Origin of the sequence: Flavisphingomonas formosensis (assembly GCF_009755815.1) — a bacterium.
Taxonomy (GTDB): Bacteria; Pseudomonadota; Alphaproteobacteria; order Sphingomonadales; family Sphingomonadaceae; genus Flavisphingomonas; species Flavisphingomonas formosensis.
In genome coordinates this window covers 159,591-184,211 of the sequence record NZ_WRPK01000012.1, presented here as the reverse complement: position 1 = coordinate 184,211, position 24,621 = coordinate 159,591, and the positions used below count along the sequence as shown (strand labels likewise).

Sequence of the window (24,621 nt, the reverse complement as noted above, 5' to 3'; positions counted from 1 at the left end):
CCGGAAATTCCGACCCATGGGCCGGGAGGACGAGAAGGAAGTAAGATGGCTGACTTTGATTATGACGTGCTGGTGATCGGTTCCGGCCCTGGCGGCTATGTCGCGGCGATCCGCGCGGCGCAGCTCGGGCTCAAGACCGCGTGCGCCGAAAGCCGGGAGACGCTCGGCGGCACCTGTCTCAATGTCGGCTGCATTCCTTCCAAGGCGCTGCTCCATGCTTCGGAGCTGTTCGAGGAGGCGCATGGCGGCACTCTCGCCAAATGGGGCGTGAAGGTGGAGGGGCTGAGCCTCGATCTCGATGCGATGCAGGGGCAGCGCAAGGATGCGGTGAAGGGCCTGACCGGCGGCATCGAATTCCTGTTCAAGAAGAACAAGGTCGACTGGCTCAAGGGCCGCGCCAGCTTCACGGCGGCCGACACCGTCGAGGTTGCCGGCAAGAGCTATCGCGCGAAGAATATAGTGATCGCGACTGGCTCGTCGGTCACGCCGCTGCCCGGCGTCGAGATCGACAACAAGGCGATCCTCGATTCCACCGGCGCGCTGGAGCTCGCCAAGGTGCCGGGCCACCTCGTCGTCATCGGTGGCGGCGTGATCGGGCTGGAGCTTGGCTCGGTCTGGAAGCGGCTCGGCGCCAAGGTGACCGTGGTCGAGTATCTCGACCAGATACTGCCGGGCATGGATGGCGAGGTCCGCAAGGAAGCGAACAAGATCCTCAAGAAGCAGGGCCTCGAATTCCGCCTGTCGACCAAGGTCACCTCGGCCAAGGCGACCGGCACGGGCGTGACCCTGACCGTGGAGCCCGCGGCTGGCGGCGCTGCCGAGACGATCGATGCGGATGTGGTGCTCGTCGCCATCGGCCGGCGGCCGAACACCGAGGGGCTGGCGCTCGACAAGGCTGGCCTTGCGACCAACAAGCGCGGCCAGATCGAGATCGACCATGATTTCGCGACGTCGGTGCCCGGCATTTGGGCGATCGGCGATGTCGTCCCCGGTCCGATGCTCGCGCACAAGGCTGAGGACGAGGGCATTGCGGTGGCGGAGAATATCGCCGGCCTCACCGGCATCGTGAACCACGATGTGATCCCGTCGGTGGTCTACACCATGCCCGAGATCGCCGCCGTCGGCCTCACCGAGGAGCAGGCGAAGGAGAAGGGCGAGATCAAGGTCGGCAAATTCCCGATGCTCGCCAACAGCCGTGCCAAGACCAACAAGGAGACGGACGGCTTCGTGAAGGTGATCGCCGACGCCAAGACCGACCGCGTGCTCGGCGTCCACATCATCGCCTCGGTGGCCGGCACGATGATCGCCCAGGCCGCGCAGGCGATGGAGTTTGGCGCGACCAGCGAGGACATCGCCTATACCTGCCATGCGCATCCGACCCATTCGGAAGCGGTGAAGGAAGCGGCGATGGCCGTCCTCGGCAAGCCGATCCACATCTGAGTTTCCGGAGCCGCGGCCCATGCCGCGGCTCGGAACTAGTCCGCCGCTGGCGGCAATCCCCGGTGCGATGCGATGCCAGTTACTGGGAAGCATACCCTTTCGCACCACCCCGGATCTCAACCCCGCGCTGACTGACGAGCCACCCCGTTACTCCAATGGGGACGCTGGCGCGGCAGCTCGCCAATACACAGAGGCAGCTCGACGAGGCTTATGGCCGCAAGGCCGATAATGAGCTTGTTCAGGGCTGGCAGAACGCATCGCGTCCCTTCTTCGACGGGCCGGACGAAGCCGCTGACGCTGCCAGTCTCGAGATGCTCTCTGTGTTGGATGCTGAGATCGCGCGGCAAAGGGCGGCGCTGGGCAATGGCGCGCAACGTAGGATGTTTGACGGCTTCTCAGCGAATCGCCGTGAAGAATGACTGGGCGATGTCTCCCGTCACCGCGATGCCGTTCACGCCAGATACGATAGGATCCGATCGGGCTATCGGCCATTGCCAGCTACCGGGCAAAGCATCGGTAATCACGCGGGGCAGGGGATTACCGGCATCGGGCAGCCAAGTCCCGGCAATATCGTGGTCACGCCGAACTCCCAGGGGGTGGATGGTGTGTCGTTGGTCGACACACCTGGCGTCAGTCTCGGCGAGCGGGATGGTATTCGGAATAATGCCGCAACCCTTCAACGGCAGCAGCTTACCGGTGCGCCTGTCCGTACTCCGCAGGACAGCGGCTATCTTCTCAGCGGCGTGCAGCCTGTTGACGATGGCTCTGGGAGCTTTGTGGGTAACCTGCTCCACTATGCTGGAAATCCAAATCTCGCCCATGACATGGCCCAATGGGTCAATGCCTATGGGGCAGCGAAAATCGCGAACCAAATGAATGATGAGGTGAGCGGCGATCCTGAATCGATCCGGCAATTGGCCCAGATCGCAAGGAACAACGGTTCCTCGGAGTTGGCCGATGACCTGGAAGCATCCATACAGCCAGATATCGTCGTTAAAGCAGACCGATCAGCACATGCCGATCCGCCGCAAGGTCAGCAGCGGTCCTATCTCCTCTCTTCCCGCGGAGAGAAGAAATTGGCTGGATTACACCCGAATTTTGGAAATTTCGAAGATATCCTGGGGAAAATTAACGCCATGCCCTATACTTTGATTGGCACTATCATCGGAGGGGGAAATACTGCGCTTGGATGGCTTGAGGGCAATCCCAATGCTCGCATCAAGTTTGGTAGCAATTCGATCCAATTCGTCGGAGGAGGTTTAGCGCAAGCCAAACAGGGCGGCACATTCCACAGCGGCCCCAGAGGTGATGCGTTCACTCTCGGGAATGTCCAAATTTACGGCGGAGACGTAACTCCGAGCAAACCAGACTAGGTTATCCGGGTAATCTAACCCCCGTTCCCACCGAGGATCATGAAAAACAGCATACCTATCAATATCAGGACTTGGGGATTGCGTTTATTCCTATTTACATGAGTTGCGGTTTGCAGAGTGCAGCAAATCCCTTTGATTAAGCGGCGGATCTTGAGGCAAGAGGAGGAATTCCTTACACATATGATCTCATGTGGAGAAAATGACTATGATAATCGCGCGCGAAGTTTTATCATATTACGCTCGTTCAACCGTTTTTTTCATGAGCTTAATGTTAATGGGATGCGACGGGTCAAGCGAGGATGTTTACAATTGCAATGGGTTTAGTGTCTTTTTTGGGGATTCGTTTGAGACGGAATTTAAGGAATATAGCTATTTTCATACCTTTGTCGGAGGACATCAGGCTATAAATGATAAATATAAATATCCGGACGGATCTGTTCATGATCCGATCGTTATTTCCGATCTTAGAGGGTATCAGGAAAAGAGACAGATCGATCTCGAAAAATATAGGAACTCTCCGGAGCAGTTTTGTAGGATATTGGGCCCGGGTGTGGTAATTACCTATTAGCAAGATATGATATTTGGGTCTAATCTGAGACCATCCGGCATTTCGCTCGCCTAGCGGCGGTGGGTTATCGCGTATGGTGAGGGTGTTAAGGGGGGGGGTGAAGATTGACGGCCAGCGCGGGCGATGTTCTGCCTTTTGTCTGTCCTAGGCATTCGCACCGATTGGTCTTCTGGCTTTCATCTGAGCCCACAGTTCGGCCGCAATAACGCCGGTTGCATGCTGCATTTTTAGGGACGGCGAGGGGGCAGTGGAACTCCGAACCCGGCTCGCCGGTATATGCTCCATCGATCATTACGTGAGCATATCATATGCGTGCCCTCATCCTGCTTGCCCTGCCCGCGCTGGCGATGGTCGCCGCCTGCGGCAAGGCCAAGCTCAGCCTGCCGGATGACAGCGTCGATCGTGCGGCGACCTGTGCGGCGGTCAACGCCACGGCGGCGCGGGCCGGGACCACCAATGTCTCCGCGCCGCTGACCCTGGAGCAGCAGGGCAATGCGCTGCATTATGCGATGCTGGCCGGTGCCGAGACCCCGGAATTCGCGCAGGACAAGGCTGCGGCTGTGGTTAAGCGTATGGGCGAGGTGGCGGATTCGGTTACGGCGGGCAAATGGCAGGGCCTCGTCCAACCCTGTGCAGAGGCCTATCCCGCCACGCGGATCCAGGATCCCAAGCTGCCGACCGATGCGCTGCAGGCGGAACTCGGCTGCTTCATGCTCGCCGATTTCCTCAACGGTGCGATGGCGCGGCAACCGGCTTATAGCGAGGAGCTTTCCACCTATTTCCAGCTAAAGGGCAAGCTCGATCCCAAGATCGCGTCCCTCATGGCCAAGCGCGGCATCCATTCGCCGGAAGCGAAGCAGAGCGAGCAGCGCAAGGCGTTGAGCGAGGTGGTGAAGCTTGGACCCCCTGTACCGGTACTCAAGGCCTGCGCCGCCAATTACGGCTGATCGCGCGATGGTACGCGTACGGATGCCCGCAGGAGACTTTCCTTCGACTTCGTAATAGCATTATGCCGCCCGGATGAGCGCTGTAGGCTTCGCGGAATGGGGAGCGACGGTAATGCCGTTGCTCGATCTGGCCGGTATCGCGGTGTTCGCCGCGTCGGGCGCGCTGGCGGCGGCGCGGCGCGAGCAGACGCCGGTTACCTTCGCCTTCTTTGCGGCCGTCACCGGCACGGGTGGTGGCACCGTGCGCGATCTGCTGATCGGCGTGCCCGTCGTCTGGATGCATGACTGGCGGGTGCTCGCCACCTGCCTCGTCGTGTCGGCGCTGGTATGGATCACGCCGCGCGCCTGGTGGCATGCCCGTTCGCTCGACTGGTTCGATGCGGTTGGGCTTGCCGCCTATGCAGTGTTCGGCGCGAGCAAGGCGCTCCACCTCGGCATTCCGCCTCTGCCGGCCGCGGTGATGGGCATCGTCACCGCCTGCATGGGCGGCATCATCCGCGACGTGCTGGCGCAGGAGCCGTCGATCCTGATGCGCCCCGAACTCTATGTAACGGCAGCCGCGCTTGCCTCCGGCCTGTTCGTGGGCCTCGTCTTGCTCGGCTTTCCCACCATGATCGCAGCGGCGATCGGCGGCATCGCCGGATTCGCGTTGCGCGCGGTCGCGATCGCCACCGGCCTGTCGCTGCCGTCCTATCGCAACCGCTGACCGGCCTATTGCAGCCCGACCATGCCCAATAGGGCGCGCGCGGCCTGCTTGGCCGGCTGCGGCGGGCGGGCGCCTGGGCAGGAGAGGCAACGCGCCTGGATGGTAGCGCCGGTGGTGATGCGCTGCGCGTCGGCGATCGCGCCGGCCAGGATCCAGTCCGGCCGCGTACCGATCCGCAGATAAGGGTCGCGCGCCTGGGCGTCGCTGTCGCCGCTGCTGTCATCCTTGCGCGTATATTCGGCGAGGAGTTGGGATAGCCAGCCGGGCTGCTTCTCGATGAACAGCGGGTGCACTTTGGCGGGATCCAGCTTGGCGAGCTTGGCGGCCGCGGCAACCGCCTCGTCGAGGCCGCCGAACTGGTCGACGAGGCCGATCTGGTGCGCGATGCCGCCGGCCCAGACGCGGCCCTGGCCGATCTCGTCTACCCGCGCCGGCGTCAGGTGGCGCGATTGGGCGACGAGGCCGGTGAAGCGGCGATAGGTGTTCTCGACGCCGAGCTGGACCAGCCGGTCGAACTCGGCCGAGGTGCCGCGCAGCACGTCGGGCTCGCCGGTCAGCGGTGTCGTCTTCACGCCGTCGGCGGACAGGCCGATCTTGCCGAGCGACTTCTCGAAGGTCGGGATGATGCCGAAGACGCCGATCGATCCGGTGATGGTCGAGGGTTCCGCGAAGATGCGGTCGGCCGGTGTCGACACCCAATAGCCGCCCGAAGCGGCGACCGAGCCCATCGACACGACGATCGGCAGCTTCATCCGCTTGGCTTCGAGGATAGCGCCCCGGATCCTTTCGGATGCGGAGACAGAACCGCCGGGCGAGTCGACGCGGACCACGAGCGCCTTGATGCGGTTGCGGGCCAGTTCGTCGAGCAGCAGCTTGCTCACCGTATCGCCGCCTGCGGTGCCGGCCGGCGCCTTGCCGTCGACGATCTCGCCGGCGATGGTCAGCACGCCGATCGCATCGCCGGACGTGGCTTCGGGATGGGCGGCGGTCCAATTGTCGAGCGAGATGGACTGGTAACCGCCGGGCTGGCCGTCCGATGCGGCACCGGCGATCTCGGCGACGCGGCGGCCGAAGGCGAGGCGGTCGCCCAGCTTGTCGACCAGGCCCGCCTGCAGTGCGATCTGCGCCATGTCGCCGCCGGTCGCCTCGGCCATCTTGTCGGCATTGCCAACATAGTCCGCCACCTTGGCCTTGGGGCGCGCCTTGGCGATGTCGCCCTGCCAGTTCTGCCAGAGCGCGTCGACCAGAGCCTGGTTCGCGGCGCGCGCCTCGGGCGACTGATCGGTGCGGGTGAAGGGCTCGACCGCCGATTTGAACTGGCCGACGCGATAGACGCGCGCGTTGACGCCCAGCTTGTCGAGCAGGCCCTTATAATAGAGTTGCGTTCCGCCCGGGCCGGCGATCAGCACCGCGCCCATCGGATCCAGCCAGACTTCGGAGGCGTGCGCGGCGAGCTGGTAGCTGTCGTCGCTATAACCGGTGGCATAGGCGAGCACCGGCTTGCCGGCCCTGCGGACCTTGTCGATCGCTTCGCCGACCGTGGTGATCGCACTCTGCCCGCCGCCCGAGAATCGGTCGAGATCGAGCACGACCGCCTTCGCCTTGTCGTCGCTCGCCGCGGCATCCAGCGCACGGACGACGTCGCGCAGCCGGAATTCGCGCGTACCGGACGAGGAGCCGGTGAGCGAGGCGACCGGATCGATGCTGCTCGGCTGCTCGACGATGGCGCCGTTGAGATCCACCAGCAAGGCGCCCGTCGTCGTCACCGCCGGATTGGGCTTGGCGGAAAGAGCGGCGTAGATCAGCCCGAAGAAGAGCAGCATCATAAGGAGGACGAGGGCGTCCTTGATGCCGACCAGCAACTTCCAGAAACCGCGCAGGATCCGCATCGTCCGTCCTTTTCCGCTCGTGCCGCCGGGCTATCGCTTCGCAGCGGCGCTGTAAATCGGCCGAGGATTTTTTCCGGCGGCTGCTTGACGGGCAATCCGCATGCCCCATATGGCCGCTGTTGGCACTCGTCTCAGGTGAGTGCTAATGAAATTTCCGCAACCACCACGCTTGCGATTCGGGGACCGCACCTACGGGGGAGGACGCGATCGCTGCGGTTAAGAAGGAAAGGTGACGCGCATGAGTTTCCGCCCACTGCACGATCGTGTGCTCGTCCGCCGTGTTGAGGCCGAGGAGAAGACGGCCGGCGGCATCATCATCCCCGACACGGCCAAGGAAAAGCCGCAGGAAGGCGAAGTCGTCGCCGCCGGCTCGGGCCTGAAGTCCGAGGATGGCAAGGTGACGCCGCTGGACGTCAAGGCCGGCGACCGCATCCTGTTCGGCAAATGGTCGGGCACCGAGGTCAAGATCAACGGCGAAGACCTGCTGATCATGAAGGAATCGGACATCCTGGGCATCGTCGGCTGAGCCGCGCTCGCTCGAAATAGGAAGGAATAGAAGACATGGCAGCTAAGGACGTCAAATTTTCGCGCGACGCCCGTGAGCGCATCCTGCGCGGCGTCGACATCCTCGCCGACGCGGTGAAGGTCACGCTGGGCCCGAAGGGCCGCAACGTCGTCATCGACAAAAGCTTCGGCGCTCCCCGCATCACCAAGGACGGCGTCACCGTCGCCAAGGAAATCGAGCTTAAGGACAAGTTCGAGAATATGGGCGCGCAGATGGTCCGCGAGGTCGCCTCGAAGACCAACGATATCGCGGGTGACGGCACCACCACCGCCACCGTGCTCGCCCAGGCGATCGTCCGCGAGGGCATGAAGTCGGTCGCGGCCGGCATGAACCCGATGGACCTGAAGCGCGGCATCGATCTCGCCGTCGGCAAGGTCGTCGAGGACCTCAAGGGCCGCTCCAAGCCGGTCGCCGGCTCCAACGAAGTCGCCCAGGTCGGCATCATCTCCGCGAACGGCGACACCGTCGTCGGCGAGAAGATCGCCGAGGCGATGGAGAAGGTCGGCAAGGAAGGCGTGATCACCGTCGAGGAAGCCAAGGGCCTCGAGTTCGAGCTCGACGTCGTCGAAGGCATGCAGTTCGACCGTGGCTATCTGAGCCCCTACTTCATCACCAACCCGGAAAAGATGACGGTCGAGCTCCAGGATCCGTTCATCCTGATCCACGAGAAGAAGCTCTCGAACCTGCAGTCGATGCTGCCGATCCTCGAGGCCGTGGTGCAGAGCGGCCGTCCGCTCCTCATCATCGCCGAGGACATCGAGGGCGAGGCGCTTGCCACGCTCGTCGTCAACAAGCTGCGCGGCGGCCTGAAGGTCGCGGCCGTCAAGGCTCCGGGCTTCGGCGATCGCCGCAAGGCGATGCTCGAGGACATCGCGATCCTGACCAAGGGCGAGATGATCTCCGAGGACCTCGGCATCAAGCTCGAGAGCGTCACCATCGGCATGCTCGGCACGGCCAAGCGCGTCACGATCGACAAGGACAACACCACCATCGTCGATGGCGCCGGTGATGCCGAGGCGATCAAGGGTCGCGTCGAGGCGATCCGTCGCCAGATCGAGAACACCACTAGCGACTATGACCGCGAGAAGCTCCAGGAGCGTCTGGCCAAGCTCGCCGGCGGCGTTGCGGTGATCAAGGTCGGCGGCGCCACCGAGGTCGAGGTGAAGGAGCGCAAGGATCGCGTCGACGACGCGCTGCATGCGACGCGCGCGGCCGTCGAAGAGGGCATCGTCCCCGGCGGCGGCACGGCTCTGCTCTATGCCACCAAGGCGCTCGAGGGCCTGAAGGGCGTGAACGACGATCAGACCCGCGGCGTGGACATCGTCCGCAAGGCGCTGCAGGCTCCGGTCCGTCAGATCGCCCAGAATGCCGGCCATGACGGCGCGGTCGTCGCGGGCAAGCTGATCGACGGCAATGATCCGTCGCTCGGCTTCAACGCCGCCACCGACGTCTATGAGAATCTGGTTGCCGCCGGCGTGATCGACCCGACCAAGGTCGTCCGCACCGCGCTTCAGGATGCCGCTTCGGTTGCCGGCCTGCTCATCACGACGGAAGCCACCGTCGCCGAGCTGCCCGACGACAAGCCCGCCCCGGCGATGCCGGGCGGCATGGGCGGCATGGGCGGCATGGACTTCTAAGTCCTACCGTTTTCGTCGAACAAGGAAGGGGCCGGGGAGCGATCTCCGGCCCCTTTCTTATGTCTCGAGCCATCTGGGATGGAGGGAAAATGTGCGGCGAGCGAACGGCCCTGCCGGGCGGTCGGCCCCGCGTCTCTCGTGTCGTGGGGAGTTGATGGGAAGCGCGCGCCCGCGGGCGAGCGAGATCAGGAGGTCGGCTTGGCGGCCGGTCCCCCATGTGAGCCGGAGCCGTCGGCATCGGCATTGCCGAGCGGTGCATCCTCCGGGGCCGACAGGCTGTCGGGAGAGGTGTCCAGCATCTCGGCGGCGTTGTTGAGCTGTGCGGCCTCGTCTGCGGTCACGCCGCCGACCGACTGCTCGTTATGCCGGTTGCACGCGCCTAGCACCAGGAGGGCGCCCAAAGTTACCAAAGCCGCGATCGATCTCCGGTCCATGCCGCCGCCTTCCGATACTGCAGAGCGGTGACACTTTAACCGCATATTCGTAAACGAAAAGAGGACGCCGGAGATAAGCCCGATCAGTTGCCGTTGTCGGCGGCTGTGTCGTTGCCGGATGGTCCCGCCCCGGCGTCGCCGCCATTGCCCAATGTCGCGGCATCGTCGCTCTCGGCGGCATTGGTATCACTGATCGCTTCGGCCGCGGTGGCGTTGGCGTCGGCTGCTACGTCGGCGACATTGCCTGCAATGTCGCCGCCCTTGTGGCAGGCGGCGAGTGCGAATGCGGCTGCAAGCGCGGCGGAGAGGGGAAGCAGCGTCTTCATTGCGGATCTCACTGGGATTTCACTGGGCCGGGGGTGTCTGTGCAGGCGGCGTCTGGCCGGGCTGTTCGCCAGCAGGGGGCGGGGGCGATTCGGGTGATGCCGGTGCGGGCGCTGCATTCGCCGGCGGTGCGGCCTGATCGGCCGCCGGTGGAGGCGCAGTGCCGGAGTCGCCGTTCATGTCCTTGAGCGCGGCATCCATCGCCGCGTCGTCGCTGCCCTTGCCGGGGCCGGCCGCTGCCTGATCGTCCTGATCGAGAATGGCCGCGCGGCGGCGCTGCAGATAGGCGGACCGCGCGGTAGTATAGGGATCGGCGCTTGATTTCAGGAAGGCGTCGGCGCCGCTGTCGATGAGTTGCGACCGCGTATCGACCACTTCGCCGGCCATCATGCCGTAGCGGAGAGCCGAGGACGAGAAGCCGCATTCGTTGAGGCAGAGCCGATAGGGGTCGATAAACTGCGAAGCGGCCATGCCGACGCCGTCGCGCAGGGTGGACGGCCCGAGCAGCGGCAGCACCAGATAGGGGCCGCCATTGACGCCCCACACCGCAAGCGTCTGTCCGAAATCCTCCGGTGCCGGTTTCATACCCATCTTGCTTGCCGGGTCGCCGAGGCCGGCCACGCCCACCGTCGAGTTCACCACGAACCGGCCGAGCGAGCGCACCGCGCGATGAGGTTTGCCCTGCAAAAGATTGTTCACGAAGTAAAAGGGTTCGTGAAGATTGTTCAAGGCGTTGCTGACGCCGCTACGGGCCGGTCTGGGCACGACGGCGCGATAGGCGACAGTCACCGGTTTGATGAGCACCGTGTCGAATGCCTGGTTGATATCCCAGATCGCACGGTTGAAACCCTGAAGCGGATCCTTCTCCGCCAGACGATCGGTGCCGGGCGTCGTGGCGCATCCGGCGAGCAGGGCGAGGGTCAGGAAGGACGCGGGTACGCGCATGAGAATCACACCTGCTAACATCTGATGGATGAAGGACTTGGCCTGCCATAGCCGACAGGGGGCGTACAAGCGGGTTGACCGGATATAAGGATATCTTTATATCGTTATGTGATATGCGCATGCTCCTCGACATCTTCCGCGCGCTTGCGGATCCGACGCGTTTGCGGATCCTCGCACTGTTGCGCGCAATGGAGCTGTCGGTTGGTGAATTGGCCCAGGTGCTAGGCCAAAGCCAGCCCCGCGTCTCGCGCCATGTGAAGATTCTCGCCGATGCCGGCCTTGCGGAACGGCGCAAGGAAGGAAGCTGGGTGTTTCTGGGGCTCGGCGAGGCTGCGCGCGTCGCGCCGCTGCTCGCGGCGATCGACGCCTGGCGGCCGCTGGAGCCGGGCGATCATTGGGCCGTGGCAGATGCCGCGCGGCTGGCTGCCGTCCGCGCCGATCGCGCAGCGGCGGCGGAGCGTTATTTCGAGAGTCATGCCGCCGAATGGGACGCGATCCGGTCGCTGCACGTCGCGGAGAGCGAAGTCGAGGCGGCGATGCTCCGGGCGCTGGCGGATCGGCCGATCGGCAATCTGGTCGATATCGGCACCGGCACCGGCCGCATGCTCGCTCTGTTCGGGCGCGAGGCGGATTGCGCGACCGGCATCGATCGCAGCCCCGAAATGCTTCGCATGGCGCGGGCTAATCTGACGGAGGCCGGCATCGCCCGGTTCGAGCTGCGCCAGGGCGATATGTATGCGCTGCCGCTCGCTTCCGGATCGGCCGATACGGTGATCATCCACCAGGTGCTGCATTACGCGCAGCAACCCGCGGCGGCAGTGGCCGAGGCGGCGCGGCTGCTCGCGCCCGACGGGCGGCTGTTGATCGTCGATTTCGCGCCGCACGACCGCGAGGAATTGCGCGATCAGGATGCGCACGCCCGTCTCGGCTTTGCAGACGAGCAGATTCGGACCTGGCTCACCGCGGCCGGGCTCGAGGACGCGGCCGAGGAAACTTTGGAAGGCGGCGAATTGACGGTGAAGCTGTGGCTTGGCCGCAAGCCCGCCGCGATCGATCGAGAGGTAGAAGCCGCATGACCCTGTCGCTGAATCAGATGGAAGAGGCCCGCCGCGCTATCGATGCGCCGCTCTTTGCCGATCTCGCCGGCGATGCTGCCGTCTCGTTCGAATTTTTTCCGCCCAAGACGGCGAAGATGGAGGAGACTCTGTGGGAGGCGGTGCAAACGCTGGCGCCGCTGGCGCCGCGTTTCGTATCGGTGACCTATGGCGCCGGCGGTTCGACGCGGGAGCGCACCCATGCCACGGTCGCGCGTATCGCCCGCGAGACCTCGATACCGGCAGCGGCGCATCTGACCTGCGTTGATGCGAGCCGTGACGAGATTCTCGACGTAGCCCGCGCCTATTGGGAGGCGGGGGTGCGGCACATCGTGGCCCTGCGCGGCGATTCGCCCCAGGCCGGCACCCGCTTCCAGGCGCGGCCCGACGGCTTCGCGAACGCCGCGTCTCTCGTCGGTGGCCTGAAGGCGGTGGCGCCGTTCGAGATTTCGGTCGCGGCCTATCCCGAATGCCATCCGGATTCGCCGGACGTCACCGCAGATCTCGACAATCTGAAGGCGAAGATCGATGCGGGTGCCAACCGCGCGATCACCCAGTTCTTCTTCTCGCCCGAGGCCTTCTTCCGCTTCCGCGATGCGGCGGCGGCGGCGGGCATCAGCGCCGAGATCGTGCCCGGCATCCTGCCGGTGTCCAACGTCGCGCAGACCCGCAAGTTCGCGGGGATGTGCGGCGCTTCGATCCCGGCGTGGATGGATCGGCTGTTCGAAGGGCTCGATGACCATCCTGCGGCGCGTCAGCTCGTCGCGGCCACGATCGCGGCCGAAATGTGCCGCCGTCTCTATGCGGGCGACGTCCGGCATTTCCATTTCTATACCCTCAACCGCGCCGAGCTGAGCTACGCAATCTGTCATCTGCTTGGAAAGCGCCCGGTCGAGACCTTGAAGGAGGAAGCGGCATGAAAATCGCGGCATCCGATGCAGCCCGGCGGCTGCGCGAACAGGCGGCGCAGCGCATCCTGCTCACCGACGGCGCCTTCGGCACGATGATCCAGAGCTATCGCCTTCAGGAGGCCGACTATCGTGGCGCCCTGGAGGTCACGCACGATCAGAAGGGCAATAACGACCTGCTCGCGCTCACCCGGCCGGACGTGATCGCGGAGATCACCGAGGCCTATCTCGATGCGGGATCGGATATCGTCTCGACCAACACCTTCAACGCCAACCGGATCAGCCAGGCGGATTACGGCCTCGAGCATCTGGTGCGGGACATCAACATCAGCTCCGCCCAGATCGCGCGCGACGCGGCAGGCGAGTGGGAGGCCAAGGACGGCCGCCCGCGCTTCGTGGCGGGCGCGATCGGGCCGACCAACAAGACGCTCTCGCTTTCGCCCGACGTCAATGATCCCGGCTTCCGGGCGATCACCTTCGATGAGCTGAAGGACGTCTATCGCGAACAGATCGATGCGCTGCTCGACGGTGGCGTCGATTTCATCCTGATCGAGACGGTGTTCGACACGCTCAACGCCAAGGCCGGCATCATGGCCTGCATCGAGGCGGGTGAGGCACGTGGCATCGAGGTGCCGATCATGCTGAGCTTCACCGTCACCGACATGTCCGGCCGCAACCTCTCGGGCCATTCCATCGAGAGCTTCTGGGCCAGCGTGCGCCATGCCCGGCCGCTGACGATCGGCATGAACTGCTCGTTCGGCGCGCCGCAACTGCGGCCGCACGTCGCGACCATCGCGGCGCAGGCGGACACGCTGGTGATGGTCTATCCCAATGCCGGACTGCCCAACGAACTTGGCCAATATGACGAGCAGCCGGAGACGACGGGCGGCTTCATCCGGGAATGGGCGGAGACCGGCCTGATCAATATCGTCGGTGGCTGCTGCGGCACCACGCCGGGCCACATTGCGGCGATGCGCCATGCGGTTGCCGGCCAGGCGCCGCGCACCATCGCAAAACCGGCTGGCCACGCGATACTGGCGGGGCTGGAACCGATGATATTGGCGGCTTGAGGATTGCCCGGATCGGCATCCCAGCGAAAACTGGGCTCGGCCGATCCGGACGCTCCGTTCGATAGCGATCCCAGCTTTCGCTGGGATGACGATGAAAAACAGGAAGAAACGTGGCAACCGCACCCGACCTCCCTCCCGAACCTGCCACCCGCGCCACCTTCGTCAACATCGGCGAACGCACCAACGTCACCGGATCGGCGGCGTTCAAGAAGCTGATCATGGCGGGCGACTACACGCGGGCGGTTGAGGTCGCGCGTCAGCAGGTCGAGAACGGCGCGCAGATCATCGACGTCAACATGGACGAAGGCCTGCTCGACGCCGAGGTGGCGATGACCACCTTTCTCAAGCTGATCGCGGCCGAGCCCGACATTGCGCGCGTGCCGATCATGGTCGACAGCTCGAAGTGGACGGTGATCGAGGCGGGGCTGAAATGCGTTTCGGGCAAGCCGGTGGTCAATTCGATCAGCATGAAGGAGGGCGAGGAAGCCTTCCTGCATCATGCCCGCAAGGTGCGCGCCTATGGCGCCGCGGTGGTCGTCATGGCGTTCGACGAGGTCGGCCAGGCCGACACGAAGGACCGCAAGGTCGAGATCTGCGAGCGCGCCTACAAGCTGCTGGTCGAGGACGGCTTTCCGCCTGAGGACATCATCTTCGATCCCAATATCTTCGCGGTGGCGACCGGCATCGACGAGCATCGCCGTTATGCGATCGATTTCATCGAGGCGACGGCGGAGATTCGCAAGCGCTGTCCTGGCGTGCATATCTCGGGCGGCGTCTCGAACCTGTCGTTCAGCTTCCGCGGCAACGAGCCGGTGCGCCGCGCGATGCATTCGGTGTTCCTTTATCACGCCATCCAGGCGGGCATGGACATGGGCATCGTCAATGCCGGCCAGCTCGACGTCTATGACGCGATCGATCCCGCGTTGCGCGAGGCGTGCGAGGATGTGATCTGGGACCGGCGCGAGGATGCGACCGAGCGGCTGATCGCGCTTGCCGAGGGCTTCAAGGGCAAGGACGCGGCGGCCGAGAAAGCGGCCGAGGAATGGCGCGGCTGGGAGGTGACCAAGCGTCTCGAGCATGCGCTGGTCAAGGGTATCGACGCCTATGTGGTCGACGATACCGAGGAGGCGCGGCAGATGTTCGCGCGCCCGATCGAGGTGATCGAAGGGCCGCTGATGGACGGCATGAACGTCGTCGGCGACCTGTTCGGATCGGGCAAGATGTTCCTGCCGCAGGTGGTGAAGTCCGCGCGCGTGATGAAGAAGGCAGTGGCCCATCTGCTGCCCTTCATCGAGGCGGAGAAGGTCGCCGGGCAACGCTCCAAGGGCCGCATCGTCATGGCGACGGTGAAGGGTGACGTCCACGATATCGGCAAGAACATCGTCGGCGTCGTCCTGCAGTGCAATGGTTATGAGGTGATCGATCTCGGCGTGATGGTGCCGTGGATGAAGATCCTCGAAGCCGCGAACGAGAATGATGCCGACATCATCGGCCTCTCCGGCCTGATCACGCCCTCGCTCGACGAAATGGTGACCGTGGCGAGCGAGATGCAGCGCGCAGGCATGGAGATGCCGCTGCTGATCGGCGGCGCGACCACCTCGAAGGTCCATACCGCGCTCCGCATCGCGCCGGCCTATGAGGGGCCGGTGATCCATGTGCTCGACGCCAGCCGCGCCGTCGGCGTCGCATCGACCCTGATGAGCGACACCCAGCGCGACGGCTTCGTCGAGAAGACCGCGGCGGATTATGAGGCGGTGCGCAAGGCCCGCGAAGGCAAGGGCCAGAGCGAGCTGCTGCCGATCGCCGAGGCCCGCGCCAACGCCTTTGCGACCGACTTCACGCAGAAGCCGGCGGCGCCCAAGCAGCCGGGCGTGCATGTCTATGCCGATTGGGATCTGGCGGACCTGCGCGACTATATCGACTGGACGCCCTTCTTCCGGGCCTGGGAGCTGGCAGGCAACTATCCTGCGATCCTGGACGACGAGGTGGTCGGCGAGAGCGCGCGCAGTTTGTTCGCGGACGCGCAGGCGATGCTCGACCAGATCATCGCCGAGAAGTGGCTGGTCGCGAAGGGCGTCGCTGCGTTGTGGCCGTGCCGGCGCGAGGGTGACGATATCGTGATCGCCTCCGGTGACGCCGAGGTGCGGGTGCCGATGCTGCGTCAGCAGATCCGCAAGCGTGAGGGACGGGCGAACATGTGTCTCGCCGATTTCATCGATCCCGCGGGCGACTGGATCGGCGGTTTTGCCGTCACCGCCGGCCACGGCATCGAGGCGCATCTGGCCCGTTTCAAGGCGGATCATGACGATTATCGCGACATTCTGCTGAAGGCGCTCGCCGATCGCCTTGCCGAGGCTTTTGCCGAACGCATGCACCAGCATGTGCGCACGACCTTGTGGGGCTATGCCGAGGGCGAGCAACTCACCAACGAGGCGCTGATCCGCGAGCAATATCGCGGCATACGCCCGGCACCCGGCTATCCGGCCTGTCCGGAACACAGCCTGAAGCCGATCCTGTTCGATCTGCTCGGTGCGGGTGAGGCGACCGGCATCACCCTGACCGAGAGCTTCGCCATGCTGCCGACGGCGGCGGTATCGGGCTTTTATTTCGGCCACCCGGAGAGCGAATATTTCGGCGTGGCGCGGGTCGGTCGCGACCAGCTTGAGGACTATGCAAGGCGCCGCGGCGTCGATCTCGACACGGCCGAGCGCTGGCTGCGCCCCAACCTAGATTGAGCCTCCTCCGTCATCCCGGCTTGGCCGCAGGCCGTTCATCCTAGGCAAAGTCGAAGGGCGGGGATGATGGAGCGGAAAGGTGGTTACCCGAGCACGGTTAACCTTCTATTAGCCTAGACTCGCCGCAGGGCCTTCCGCATCCCGGCTTCTGCCGAAGCAGGAGGCGTGAATGAAGGCCCAACTCGCAACCCTTGCCGCAGTGGTGCTCGCTGCGGCGCCGCTTTTCGCCCAGCAGGGCGAGGCGCCTTTTCATGTGCAGGAAAGCGGCAAGAGCTTCTGGCGGCTCGACGATGCCGTCAAATCGATCGGTGGCGCAGACGGCACCATCCTGATCGCGCCCGGCACCTATCGCGATTGCGCGATCCAGGAGGGCGGGCGGGTTGCCTTCCAGGCGGTCCAGCCGGGCACGGTGATCCTCGACGGCATGACCTGCGAGGGAAAGGCAGCGCTGGTGCTGCGGGGTCGCGAATCCGCGGTCGATGGGCTCATCTTCCGCAACATGCGCGTGCCGGACGGCAATGGCGCGGGTATCCGCCTCGAGAAGGGCTCGCTCACCGTCCTGAACAGCCAGTTTCGCGATAGCGAGGAAGGGATTTTGACCGCCGAGGACCGCACTGGGACAGTGCGGATCGACCGGTCTACGTTCAGCGGGCTCGGCCGCTGCGACCGCGGTCTCAGCTGCGCCCACTCCGTCTATATCGGCAAATACGGCACGCTCGTGGTCACCCGCTCGCGCTTCGAACGCGGTATGGGCGGCCATTATGTAAAGAGCTGGGCGATGCGCAACGATATCAGCGATTCCAGCTTCGACGATACGCGCGGACACACCACCAACTATATGATCGACCTGTCGGGCGGCAGCGTCGGCACGATCACCCGCAACACGTTTGTCCAGGGGCCGGACAAAGAAAATCACAGCGCCTTCATCACCGTGGCACCCGAGGCGCGGGAGAACCGCTCGGTTGGCCTCGTCATCCAGGGCAATCGCGCGTCGCTGGCGCCGAGCGTAGGTTGGTCGACGATCTTCGTCGCCGACTGGAGCCACGAGCCGCTTCGCATCTCGGGCAACGATCTGGGCAAGGGCATTGCGCCGTTCGAGACGCGCTAGCAGCCTGTTGATAAACTCCACGTCATTCGCGCGAAGGCGGCAAACGCAGCTCACCGCGGGTAATCCAAACTCTGAACTCGCTTATCTTGTGGGATGCTGGAGTTTATGGATTCCCGCCTTGGCAGGAAGGACGTCAGAGGTTCAATCCATGTCGTCCTGCTTTAAGCGGCGCGGCCGTTTCAGGCCTATTCCGCCGCCTTCAGCACGATGGTCTCGTCGATGTCCGCATTGAGGGCATGAAGCGAGTCGAAGCAGCTTCGCTCGCCGAGCGCGAGCATCAGCTCATTCTCCTCGAGCAAGGCTCCCGATAGGATTTTGGGCAGGAGCTGCCGGGCGATCTGCGGGCGCGGCCGTGTTTCGCGGCGATGGCGGACGTAGAAATAGGGATCGCTGATCGCGTAGCGCTTCACCGCCTCCGGATCGCGGACGTCGGGCAGCAGCGCCGCTAATCGCGCGTTCCAGGCCACCGTCTCGCGCACCACCTCAGGCATCATCGTCTCCTCGGGAATGGTGAAGAGGCGACGGGCCTGGATCGACGGATAGGTGAGGCTGGTGGCACGGACGATCCAGATGCTTGCCGCGAAGCCACCGAAGATCGGAAAATACCAGATCAGAAGATCGTGCGGACGCACCCAGCCGTCCGATGCGAGCTGGAGCAGCGCGCCCTGATAGTCCGGAATCTGCATCACCTCGTAGAAGAGCAGGCCCCAGCAGGCGATGCCGAGCAGGCTTGCCCAGCCGAAATAGCGGATGCAGGCATCCCAGCCGAGCGGCTCGTCGTCGCGCTGCTGGGTCGTCCAGCTGATGCTCTTCCGCTTCAGCCACAGCCACATGAAGTAGCTGAGATAGATCATCATGATCGGCGAGAAGAAGAAGGAGAAGAGCGTCTCCAGCAGCATCGACCAGACGAGCTTGTCCTTGCCGCCGAACAGCCGCGCCCGATCGCGGGAAATGTGGATGCCGAGCGCGATGACCCGCGGCAGGAAAAGCATCACCAGCGAGGAGAGCAGCAGCATCAGCATCGGGATTTCGAGTGCGCGGAGGTTGCCGAGCAGCATCAAGCCGTTCTGCAGGAAATGGATCATGCCGTAGGCGGATACGAGCAGGAAGGCCGTCCAGAGCGGCCCGGCGGCGTAGCCCATCGACCCGTTGATGAAGGTCTCGCGATGGACGGAGGACAGCCCGTTCAGGAAGACGAAGCGCAGATGCTGGAGATTGCCCTGCATCCAGCGCCGCTCGCGGGCGAAGAAGCCGATGATGTTGGCGGGTATTTCGTCATAGCTGCCATCGATCTCGGGCAGGAACCACACTTCGTATCCGGCACGGGCGATCATCGCCGATTCGACGATATCGTGGCTCAGCGGCTTGCCACCCCATGGGGCTGGCCCGCTGAGCTCCGGCAGCATGCAATGGCGGGCGAACGGTGCGATCCGGATCATCGCATTGTGGCCGATATAGGAAGCATGGCCCATGAACATGGTCTGCAGGCTGTAGGAGAAAACCGAGCCATAGAGATGGGCGGCGAACTGCTGCATCCGGCCGAACAGGCTTTGGCGCAATACGGGCTTGGGATTGGTCTGCAATATGCCGATTTCAGGATTGCCCTCCATCATCCGCAGCAGCGTGGCGATCGCGGCGCCGTCCATGATGCTGTCGGCATCCATCACCAGCATATAGTCATAGTCGCCGCCCCAGCGCCGGCAGAAATCCGAGACGTTGCCTAGCTTGGCATTGCTCCGGATGCTGCGTCGTCGATAATAGAAGCGGCCATGCGGGAAAGCCTCGGCGAGGCGGTGGATCGCCGCCTGCTCGGCGATCCAATATTCCGGATTGCGGCTGTCCGAGAGCAGGAACATGTCGAAATGGTCGGCCAGTTCGGGATGCGCCCGCTCGAGCGAGGCCCACGTCGCCGCCATGCCGGCTGCGACGCGGGCGACATCCTCATGATAGACCGGATAGATGATCGCCACCCGCGCCTCGGGCCGGGGATCGCAAGCCCTGTGCTCCGGATGCCAGGGGTTGGCCGCCGGCCCGCGCAGCATGTGCCAAGTGCCGAGCATCGTCTTGAAGAAGGTCGAAGCCAGGAAGAAGGTCATCACGCCGTAGATCAGCAGATAGATTTTGAGCGTCAGCGCAGGCATCTGCTGTGCGTTGAGCATCGCATAGGACAGCGTCAGCATGATGCCGGTCATCGTCAGCGAGAGCGCCAGGGCGACGCGGCGGCGATAATCGACCACCGCCTTCCACCCGCGTCCTGGCTGCTCCGGCGCCGCGCCCTGACGCATACCCTCGCGGATGTTCGCTTTCCATGAGATGGTGAGCGGTGGCGGAACGATCGATCGGCGGCGCGGCTGCGGCTGGATGCGGGACCGGTCGTCGCGGCTCATCCAGGCGTGCAGATCGTCCCAGCCATTCATGCTGCTGCCGAGCCGCTTCGCCTCCTCGGCGCCGAGGCCGCATTGGCGCAGATAATCGGCAAAGTCGCTCATGATGTTATTTCAGCACCTGTGCCGGCAGCGACACCTGGAACAGGATGTTGATGATCTTCTGCAGGGAGACGATGGGTGCCTCCGCGACATAGACGAGATCGGCGTCCTGCATCTGGAACTGCTGCGAAGCGATCAGGCCCTGCGCGCGATTCCAGGCGAAATCATAGAGTACCGGACGTTGCCCCGGGCGCTGGCGCAGCACGAAGACGGCATGGTTGTTGGCGGTCTGGCCGTTGAGCCCCGCTGCCTGCGCGAGCACGCCGGACAGTGTCGGCGGCTTGCCGAAGCCGTAGACACCGTTCTTCTGTACACCGCCACCCAGCACGGTCACTTCCAGCGCGGGGGCCTTCTGCACAACGATCCGGTCGCGCGGCTGGAGGGGAATATTGTCGGCCAGTGCCACCGAGATCGGCACGTCGACTGCCGGCGCAGCGTCGCGTAGCAGGGACAGGCGGATCGCCGAGCGGCTATCCGCCATGTCGCCGCCTTGGCTGAGTAGCGCGCTGCCGTCGCCTAGCGCCTCGGTGATCGCCTGAGCAAGGGTGATGCCTGCCGGATTCCAGGGAATCGACTTGGGCTGGCCGATGGCGCCCGTCACCAGTATGCTCTCGTGCGGCAGTATCCCCGGCTTGATGACGGCCGACGGGCTCTGCAATATGCCCTTGGCCGCGAAGCGGCGGGAGATCGCCGTCTGCGCCTGTGGCAGGCTGAGGCCTGCGATCGTGATCGGGCCGATATAGGGCAGCGCCACCGTGCCGTCGGAAGCGATGGTGAAGCTGCCGAGTGGCATGGGCCCTGGCGTGCTGGCTGCGGCCGCGGGCGAGAAGCTCCAGACCGTGACGTCGATCGTGTCGCCCGCCGCGAAGCGCAGGTCCGTCGGTTCGGCGGAGGGGCGCTTAAGCGACGCGAGCGCGCGATCGATCGCATCCTTGTCGCGCGCATTCGCCTCGGCGGCCAGCGTCTGCGCGTCTTGCGGCGTGACGTTGACGATGTCCACTGCGGCGCTCGTCTTCAGATTTCCCGCGGACGGGCCGGCGCTCGGCATGGTCGAGCAGCCACCGAGCGCGGCGAGCAAGGGCAGCAGTACCCACCGCATGGGCAAAGGGCTCCGGATCATCGCAGCAGTCCCCATAGAATGAGCGTCACCAGCAGGATGCCGCCGATCCAGCGCAGGCGGTGCGGCAGTTCGGGCGTCTGCGGTTCAGAGGGACGACTGATGACGTTGAGGTAGAATTTGTTCTTCATCGCCGTCACTTGTGCTTCCTGTACGGCGAGATTTGCCTGGTTCAGCAGCGTGGCGTTGTTATCTCGGCGCACGACCAGATTCTCATAATGGGCCGCGTTGCGGGCGATGCCGGCGAAATCGCGTTTCGTGGCACCGATTTGACCCTGCACCGAGCCGATCGCCGCGGACAGATTTTGTGCGGCCGGATTGTTGGGCGTCGCCTTGATCACCGCATTATATTGGGAACGGAGATCTGCTTCCTTGAGCGTCAGGCTGTTGAGCAGCGACAAGTTGGAAAGATAAAGTTCCTTCGGGTCGTAATTGCCGATCCGCGCACGATAATTCGCGATGTCGCGTTCGTCGTTCTGCAGCGCTTTCTGCAATTCGATGCGTCGCTCGAGTGAGGAGCTGACATAATCCTGCTCCTGCTGTCGATTCATCTCGTCCATATGTGCAATGGATTCGTGCAATATCGCTCGGGCAAGGGCGACAGCGAAGGCGGGGGAATGTCCGTCGACACTCAACGACACAATGCTGCCTTTTTGTTCGACATCGACGTCGACACTTTTTTTGTAATAATTCCAAAGAGAAACGTCATCTTTCCGGAAGAAAGAAAGCAGGCCGCCATAGCGGCCGACGAAATCGCCGGCTGCGAAATTGCGGGCAAGGTCAAGCGGCTGCTCGACCTTTCTGAACGCTTCCCAAGATTGAATGTGATTGGTGAGAATATAAGCGCCTTGTTCGGAGCCGTCGCTGGATCCACCAGAAAGAAGTGAGGTCATGCTCGCTCCGGTCTTTTCCGGATTGATCACGATAAGAGATGCCGTTGATCGATAATAAGGTGAAGCGATGAAGCCGAAATACAGGATAGAGAGGACATTAGGTATCAGAATCAATACAATGAATAATGGTCTACGAAGAATGCTGAAGCGCATTTTCTGGTCCATCTTTCTATAACGCAACCCGGAGACAGGGAGTTTGGGTCCCATCGAGCGAATGACGGAGTCGGCCGATCAATGCCTTGGCTCTTCGTGCCGATTTCGCTGCGGGGGACGATGGGACAAAGGAATATGGCTCATCGGTCTGTGGGCGAGGGAGACCCGCGCCTGCGGGCATGACCGTCGTCATCGGTCGAAGAGAACCCGCGTCGCCGCTTGGCGTGCTCATGCCGCGGCGTGGATGGGGTATGATCGCCGTCCTCTTTTGTTTCTACTTGCACCTGTGCTTCCGTACCACCCAGAGGAGCCACGGTGCAGTGCCGCACCGGGCTTCATAGTGGCTAAAGGACCGAAATGTTCCGTGAATTTTTTGTGTATTTCGTCAGATTTGATTAAATATCCGACAGATTAGTTTCTTCAAAAAACTTTCCGCCGCGCCGAAAGTATAATTTGGCATCTGACGGTATTTTGTTGATCAATTTTCCAATCGGAAACAATATGTTTCGATAGAGAAACGAATTGATCTGGTTATTGCGGGCAGGGCATATTAGCGGCAAGCGTCAAGCATTTGCCGTCCAGCTTGCTTGTCTTGACGCCGATGACTGTGGCCAGTGTCGGCGCGATGTCGACGGTCTCGATCGGGATCTTGCGATCGTCGGCGGAGACGCCCGGCCACCAGAAGAGGATCGGCACGCGCCGGTCATAGTCCCAGGGCGAGCCGTGGCCAGCCACGGTATCGCCGGCCGCGACCGGAATGCCGGGATAGTCTCCGCTTTGCAACGAGACCATGATGTCGCCGCTTCGTCCCGGCACATAGCTTTCGTTGAAGCGCTGGATCAGCGTCAGCTCGTCCGGCCCCATTCCAATCGGCGTGGTCGCGGCGGCGACCTCGGCCGCGGTGAACGCCGCGGCGACTTCCGGGCGGGCTTTCAGCCAAGCGATGGCGGCTTCGGTCAGCCTGGCGCGGAAATCGGCGTCGTCGCCCGGGATGTTGATGGAAAGCTGCTGCGGATCATCGCCGACGATCGGATCATAGCCAAGAGAAAATTTCTGATTGAGTGCCCCGTTGAGCTCGTCGATCAGCTTCTTGCCGTTGATCCGCTTGGCGGTCTGGCCGTGGTCGGCCGCGCGTTCGGCTGCATCCATCGCGCCATGATCGGCGGTGAGCACGACGAGGACGGGAACGTCGAGAGCCTTGAGCGTGTCGAGGAAGCCGCCGAGCGCCTGGTCGAGCGCGGCCATCTGTACGCACATCTCTGCGCCGCCGTTGCCGTAGCGATGGCCGATATAATCGGTCGCCGACAGGCTGACGGCCAGCAGGTCGGTGGCGCTGCCATGGCCGAGCTTGTGGAGCGCGATCAGCTTCGTCGCGAAATCGAGCGCCAGCTGATCGAAATAGGGCGAGGCGCGGAGCTGATCCTGGAACATGGTCGTCTTCGCATAGTCCGCTCCCTGTTCCGCCGCGGCGCTCGACGGCACGGTACCCGGCAGGTCGATCTTGCCGAAGCGATAGGGCTTTTGCAGCGCGGCGCAGGTGGCGGAGGGGCGCGGCCACAGCGCCGGCGGGGCTTTCTGCCAGGATGCGGCGAGCATGGTATTGAAGGTCCGGGCGGGTTTCAGCACTTCGGGCGTCGCCGGGCCGGCATAGTGCGAGGTGATGAAGCCGGTGCCATCCTTCCACCAGTAGACTGCGTCCGGATCATGCCCTGCCATGGTGATCGCGGCGCGGTCCTTGCCGGAAACAGCGATCACGCGCGATGCGGGCTGGGCCTGCTTCATCCATTCGCCGAGGGTCGGCACGCGCAGATTCTGGGGGCCGCGGGCGTCCGGATCGGAGGTGCCCGAAATGCCGACACAATAGACGTTGGATCCGGTCGGGGCGTCATACCAGCTGTTGGCCGCGATGCCAGTGGCCGAAGGATGGCGGCCGGTGAGGATGGTCGAGTGGCCGGGGCAGGTCTCTGTCGCCGCATGCGACTGATAGCCAGCGGTGTAGACGATGCCGTTGGACAGCGTCTTGAGACCTCCCTCATAGCTTGCACGATAGGTTTCGAACAAACCGGCGGCGAACTGGTCGACGGAAATGGCGACGATCAGCTTTGGCTTGGGCAACGGTGCCGCGACCGCAGGCCCTGCAACGATAAACAGGCCGAGCCCCATTGCGACGCTGGTGAATTTCATGCTCTTCGCCCCATATCCCACGTTTGCCGCGCGGCGTGTTATAGC

At 63.6% G+C, this 24,621-nt stretch carries 20 protein-coding genes; 12 read left to right on the top strand and 8 right to left on the bottom strand.

Annotated features, from left to right (window positions below):
* Nucleotides 1-45 precede the first annotated feature (45 nt).
* From lpdA to GQY20_RS27040, 5 genes are all read left to right on the top strand, one after another.
* Nucleotides 46-1,440 (top strand): dihydrolipoyl dehydrogenase, encoded by a 1,395-nt coding sequence (gene lpdA / locus GQY20_RS27060; RefSeq protein WP_157220286.1) that lies wholly within the window; start codon nucleotides 46-48, stop codon nucleotides 1,438-1,440.
* Between the two features lie 155 nt (nucleotides 1,441-1,595).
* Nucleotides 1,596-1,859, top strand: coding sequence for a hypothetical protein (locus GQY20_RS27055; RefSeq protein WP_157220285.1), 264 nt, complete (start codon nucleotides 1,596-1,598; stop codon nucleotides 1,857-1,859).
* A gap of 72 nt (nucleotides 1,860-1,931) precedes the next feature.
* The gene (locus tag GQY20_RS27050) at nucleotides 1,932-2,813 is read left to right on the top strand and encodes a hypothetical protein (RefSeq protein ID WP_198351230.1); all 882 of its coding nucleotides are present in this window, start codon (nucleotides 1,932-1,934) and stop codon (nucleotides 2,811-2,813) included.
* Between the two features lie 876 nt (nucleotides 2,814-3,689).
* Entirely contained in the window at nucleotides 3,690-4,328 is a 639-nt protein-coding gene (locus GQY20_RS27045) for a hypothetical protein (RefSeq protein WP_157220283.1), read from the top strand.
* Nucleotides 4,329-4,401: 73 nt separating this feature from the next.
* On the top strand, nucleotides 4,402-5,034 hold the full coding sequence (locus tag GQY20_RS27040; protein ID WP_157220282.1) for a trimeric intracellular cation channel family protein: 633 nt from the start codon (nucleotides 4,402-4,404) through the stop codon (nucleotides 5,032-5,034).
* Between the two features lie 5 nt (nucleotides 5,035-5,039).
* Here the strand turns inward: GQY20_RS27040 and sppA are convergent, their stop codons facing one another.
* Nucleotides 5,040-6,923 (bottom strand): signal peptide peptidase SppA, encoded by a 1,884-nt coding sequence (sppA, locus tag GQY20_RS27035; protein WP_157220281.1) that lies wholly within the window; start codon nucleotides 6,921-6,923, stop codon nucleotides 5,040-5,042.
* A 238-nt stretch (nucleotides 6,924-7,161) separates the two neighbouring features.
* On the opposite strand from sppA, the gene groES reads away from it, so the two are divergent.
* Both groES and groL read left to right on the top strand, forming a co-directional pair.
* A complete protein-coding gene (gene groES / locus GQY20_RS27030; protein ID WP_157220280.1) occupies nucleotides 7,162-7,449 on the top strand; it encodes a co-chaperone GroES in 288 nt (95 codons plus the stop codon).
* A gap of 35 nt (nucleotides 7,450-7,484) precedes the next feature.
* Nucleotides 7,485-9,125 (top strand): chaperonin GroEL, encoded by a 1,641-nt coding sequence (groL, locus tag GQY20_RS27025; protein WP_157220279.1) that lies wholly within the window; start codon nucleotides 7,485-7,487, stop codon nucleotides 9,123-9,125.
* Between the two features lie 185 nt (nucleotides 9,126-9,310).
* On the opposite strand, the gene GQY20_RS27020 is transcribed toward groL, so the two are convergent.
* From GQY20_RS27020 to GQY20_RS27010, 3 genes are all read right to left on the bottom strand, one after another.
* Complete coding sequence (locus tag GQY20_RS27020) at nucleotides 9,311-9,559, bottom strand: hypothetical protein (protein ID WP_157220278.1); 249 nt, start codon at nucleotides 9,557-9,559, stop codon at nucleotides 9,311-9,313.
* Between the two features lie 83 nt (nucleotides 9,560-9,642).
* Complete coding sequence (locus tag GQY20_RS27015) at nucleotides 9,643-9,885, bottom strand: hypothetical protein (RefSeq protein ID WP_157220277.1); 243 nt, start codon at nucleotides 9,883-9,885, stop codon at nucleotides 9,643-9,645.
* A gap of 19 nt (nucleotides 9,886-9,904) precedes the next feature.
* Nucleotides 9,905-10,828, bottom strand: coding sequence for an MlaA family lipoprotein (locus tag GQY20_RS27010; RefSeq protein ID WP_157220276.1), 924 nt, complete (start codon nucleotides 10,826-10,828; stop codon nucleotides 9,905-9,907).
* A gap of 113 nt (nucleotides 10,829-10,941) precedes the next feature.
* Between GQY20_RS27010 and GQY20_RS27005 the strand changes: the two genes are divergently transcribed.
* From GQY20_RS27005 to GQY20_RS26985, 5 genes are all read left to right on the top strand, one after another.
* Nucleotides 10,942-11,904: an ArsR/SmtB family transcription factor gene (locus tag GQY20_RS27005; protein ID WP_157220275.1), complete on the top strand. Its 963-nt coding sequence runs from the start codon at nucleotides 10,942-10,944 to the stop codon at nucleotides 11,902-11,904.
* On the top strand, nucleotides 11,901-12,842 hold the full coding sequence (gene metF / locus GQY20_RS27000; protein WP_157220274.1) for a methylenetetrahydrofolate reductase [NAD(P)H]: 942 nt from the start codon (nucleotides 11,901-11,903) through the stop codon (nucleotides 12,840-12,842). The genes GQY20_RS27005 and metF overlap by 4 nt, the downstream gene beginning before the upstream one ends.
* Nucleotides 12,839-13,900 carry a homocysteine S-methyltransferase family protein gene (locus tag GQY20_RS26995; RefSeq protein WP_157220273.1) on the top strand — a complete coding sequence of 354 codons (1,062 nt, stop codon included), beginning with the start codon at nucleotides 12,839-12,841 and terminating at the stop codon, nucleotides 13,898-13,900. Before metF ends, GQY20_RS26995 begins: the two co-directional genes overlap by 4 nt.
* A 110-nt stretch (nucleotides 13,901-14,010) precedes the next feature.
* Entirely contained in the window at nucleotides 14,011-16,635 is a 2,625-nt protein-coding gene (gene metH / locus GQY20_RS26990) for a methionine synthase (RefSeq protein WP_157220272.1), read from the top strand.
* Between the two features lie 169 nt (nucleotides 16,636-16,804).
* The gene (locus GQY20_RS26985; protein WP_157220271.1) at nucleotides 16,805-17,743 is read left to right on the top strand and encodes a right-handed parallel beta-helix repeat-containing protein; all 939 of its coding nucleotides are present in this window, start codon (nucleotides 16,805-16,807) and stop codon (nucleotides 17,741-17,743) included.
* A gap of 185 nt (nucleotides 17,744-17,928) precedes the next feature.
* Here GQY20_RS26985 and mdoH read toward each other — a convergent pair whose 3' ends face one another.
* From mdoH to GQY20_RS26965, 4 genes are all read right to left on the bottom strand, one after another.
* Nucleotides 17,929-20,232, bottom strand: a complete 2,304-nt coding sequence (gene mdoH / locus GQY20_RS26980; RefSeq protein ID WP_157220270.1) for a glucans biosynthesis glucosyltransferase MdoH — start codon at nucleotides 20,230-20,232, stop codon at nucleotides 17,929-17,931.
* Nucleotides 20,233-20,236: 4 nt separating this feature from the next.
* A complete protein-coding gene (locus tag GQY20_RS26975) occupies nucleotides 20,237-21,328 on the bottom strand; it encodes a polysaccharide biosynthesis/export family protein (RefSeq protein WP_157220269.1) in 1,092 nt (363 codons plus the stop codon).
* A 17-nt stretch (nucleotides 21,329-21,345) separates the two neighbouring features.
* On the bottom strand, nucleotides 21,346-22,392 hold the full coding sequence (locus tag GQY20_RS26970; protein WP_157220268.1) for a lipopolysaccharide biosynthesis protein: 1,047 nt from the start codon (nucleotides 22,390-22,392) through the stop codon (nucleotides 21,346-21,348).
* Between the two features lie 531 nt (nucleotides 22,393-22,923).
* The gene (locus GQY20_RS26965; protein WP_232476275.1) at nucleotides 22,924-24,576 is read right to left on the bottom strand and encodes an alkaline phosphatase family protein; all 1,653 of its coding nucleotides are present in this window, start codon (nucleotides 24,574-24,576) and stop codon (nucleotides 22,924-22,926) included.
* Between the last annotated feature and the right edge of the window lie 45 nt (nucleotides 24,577-24,621).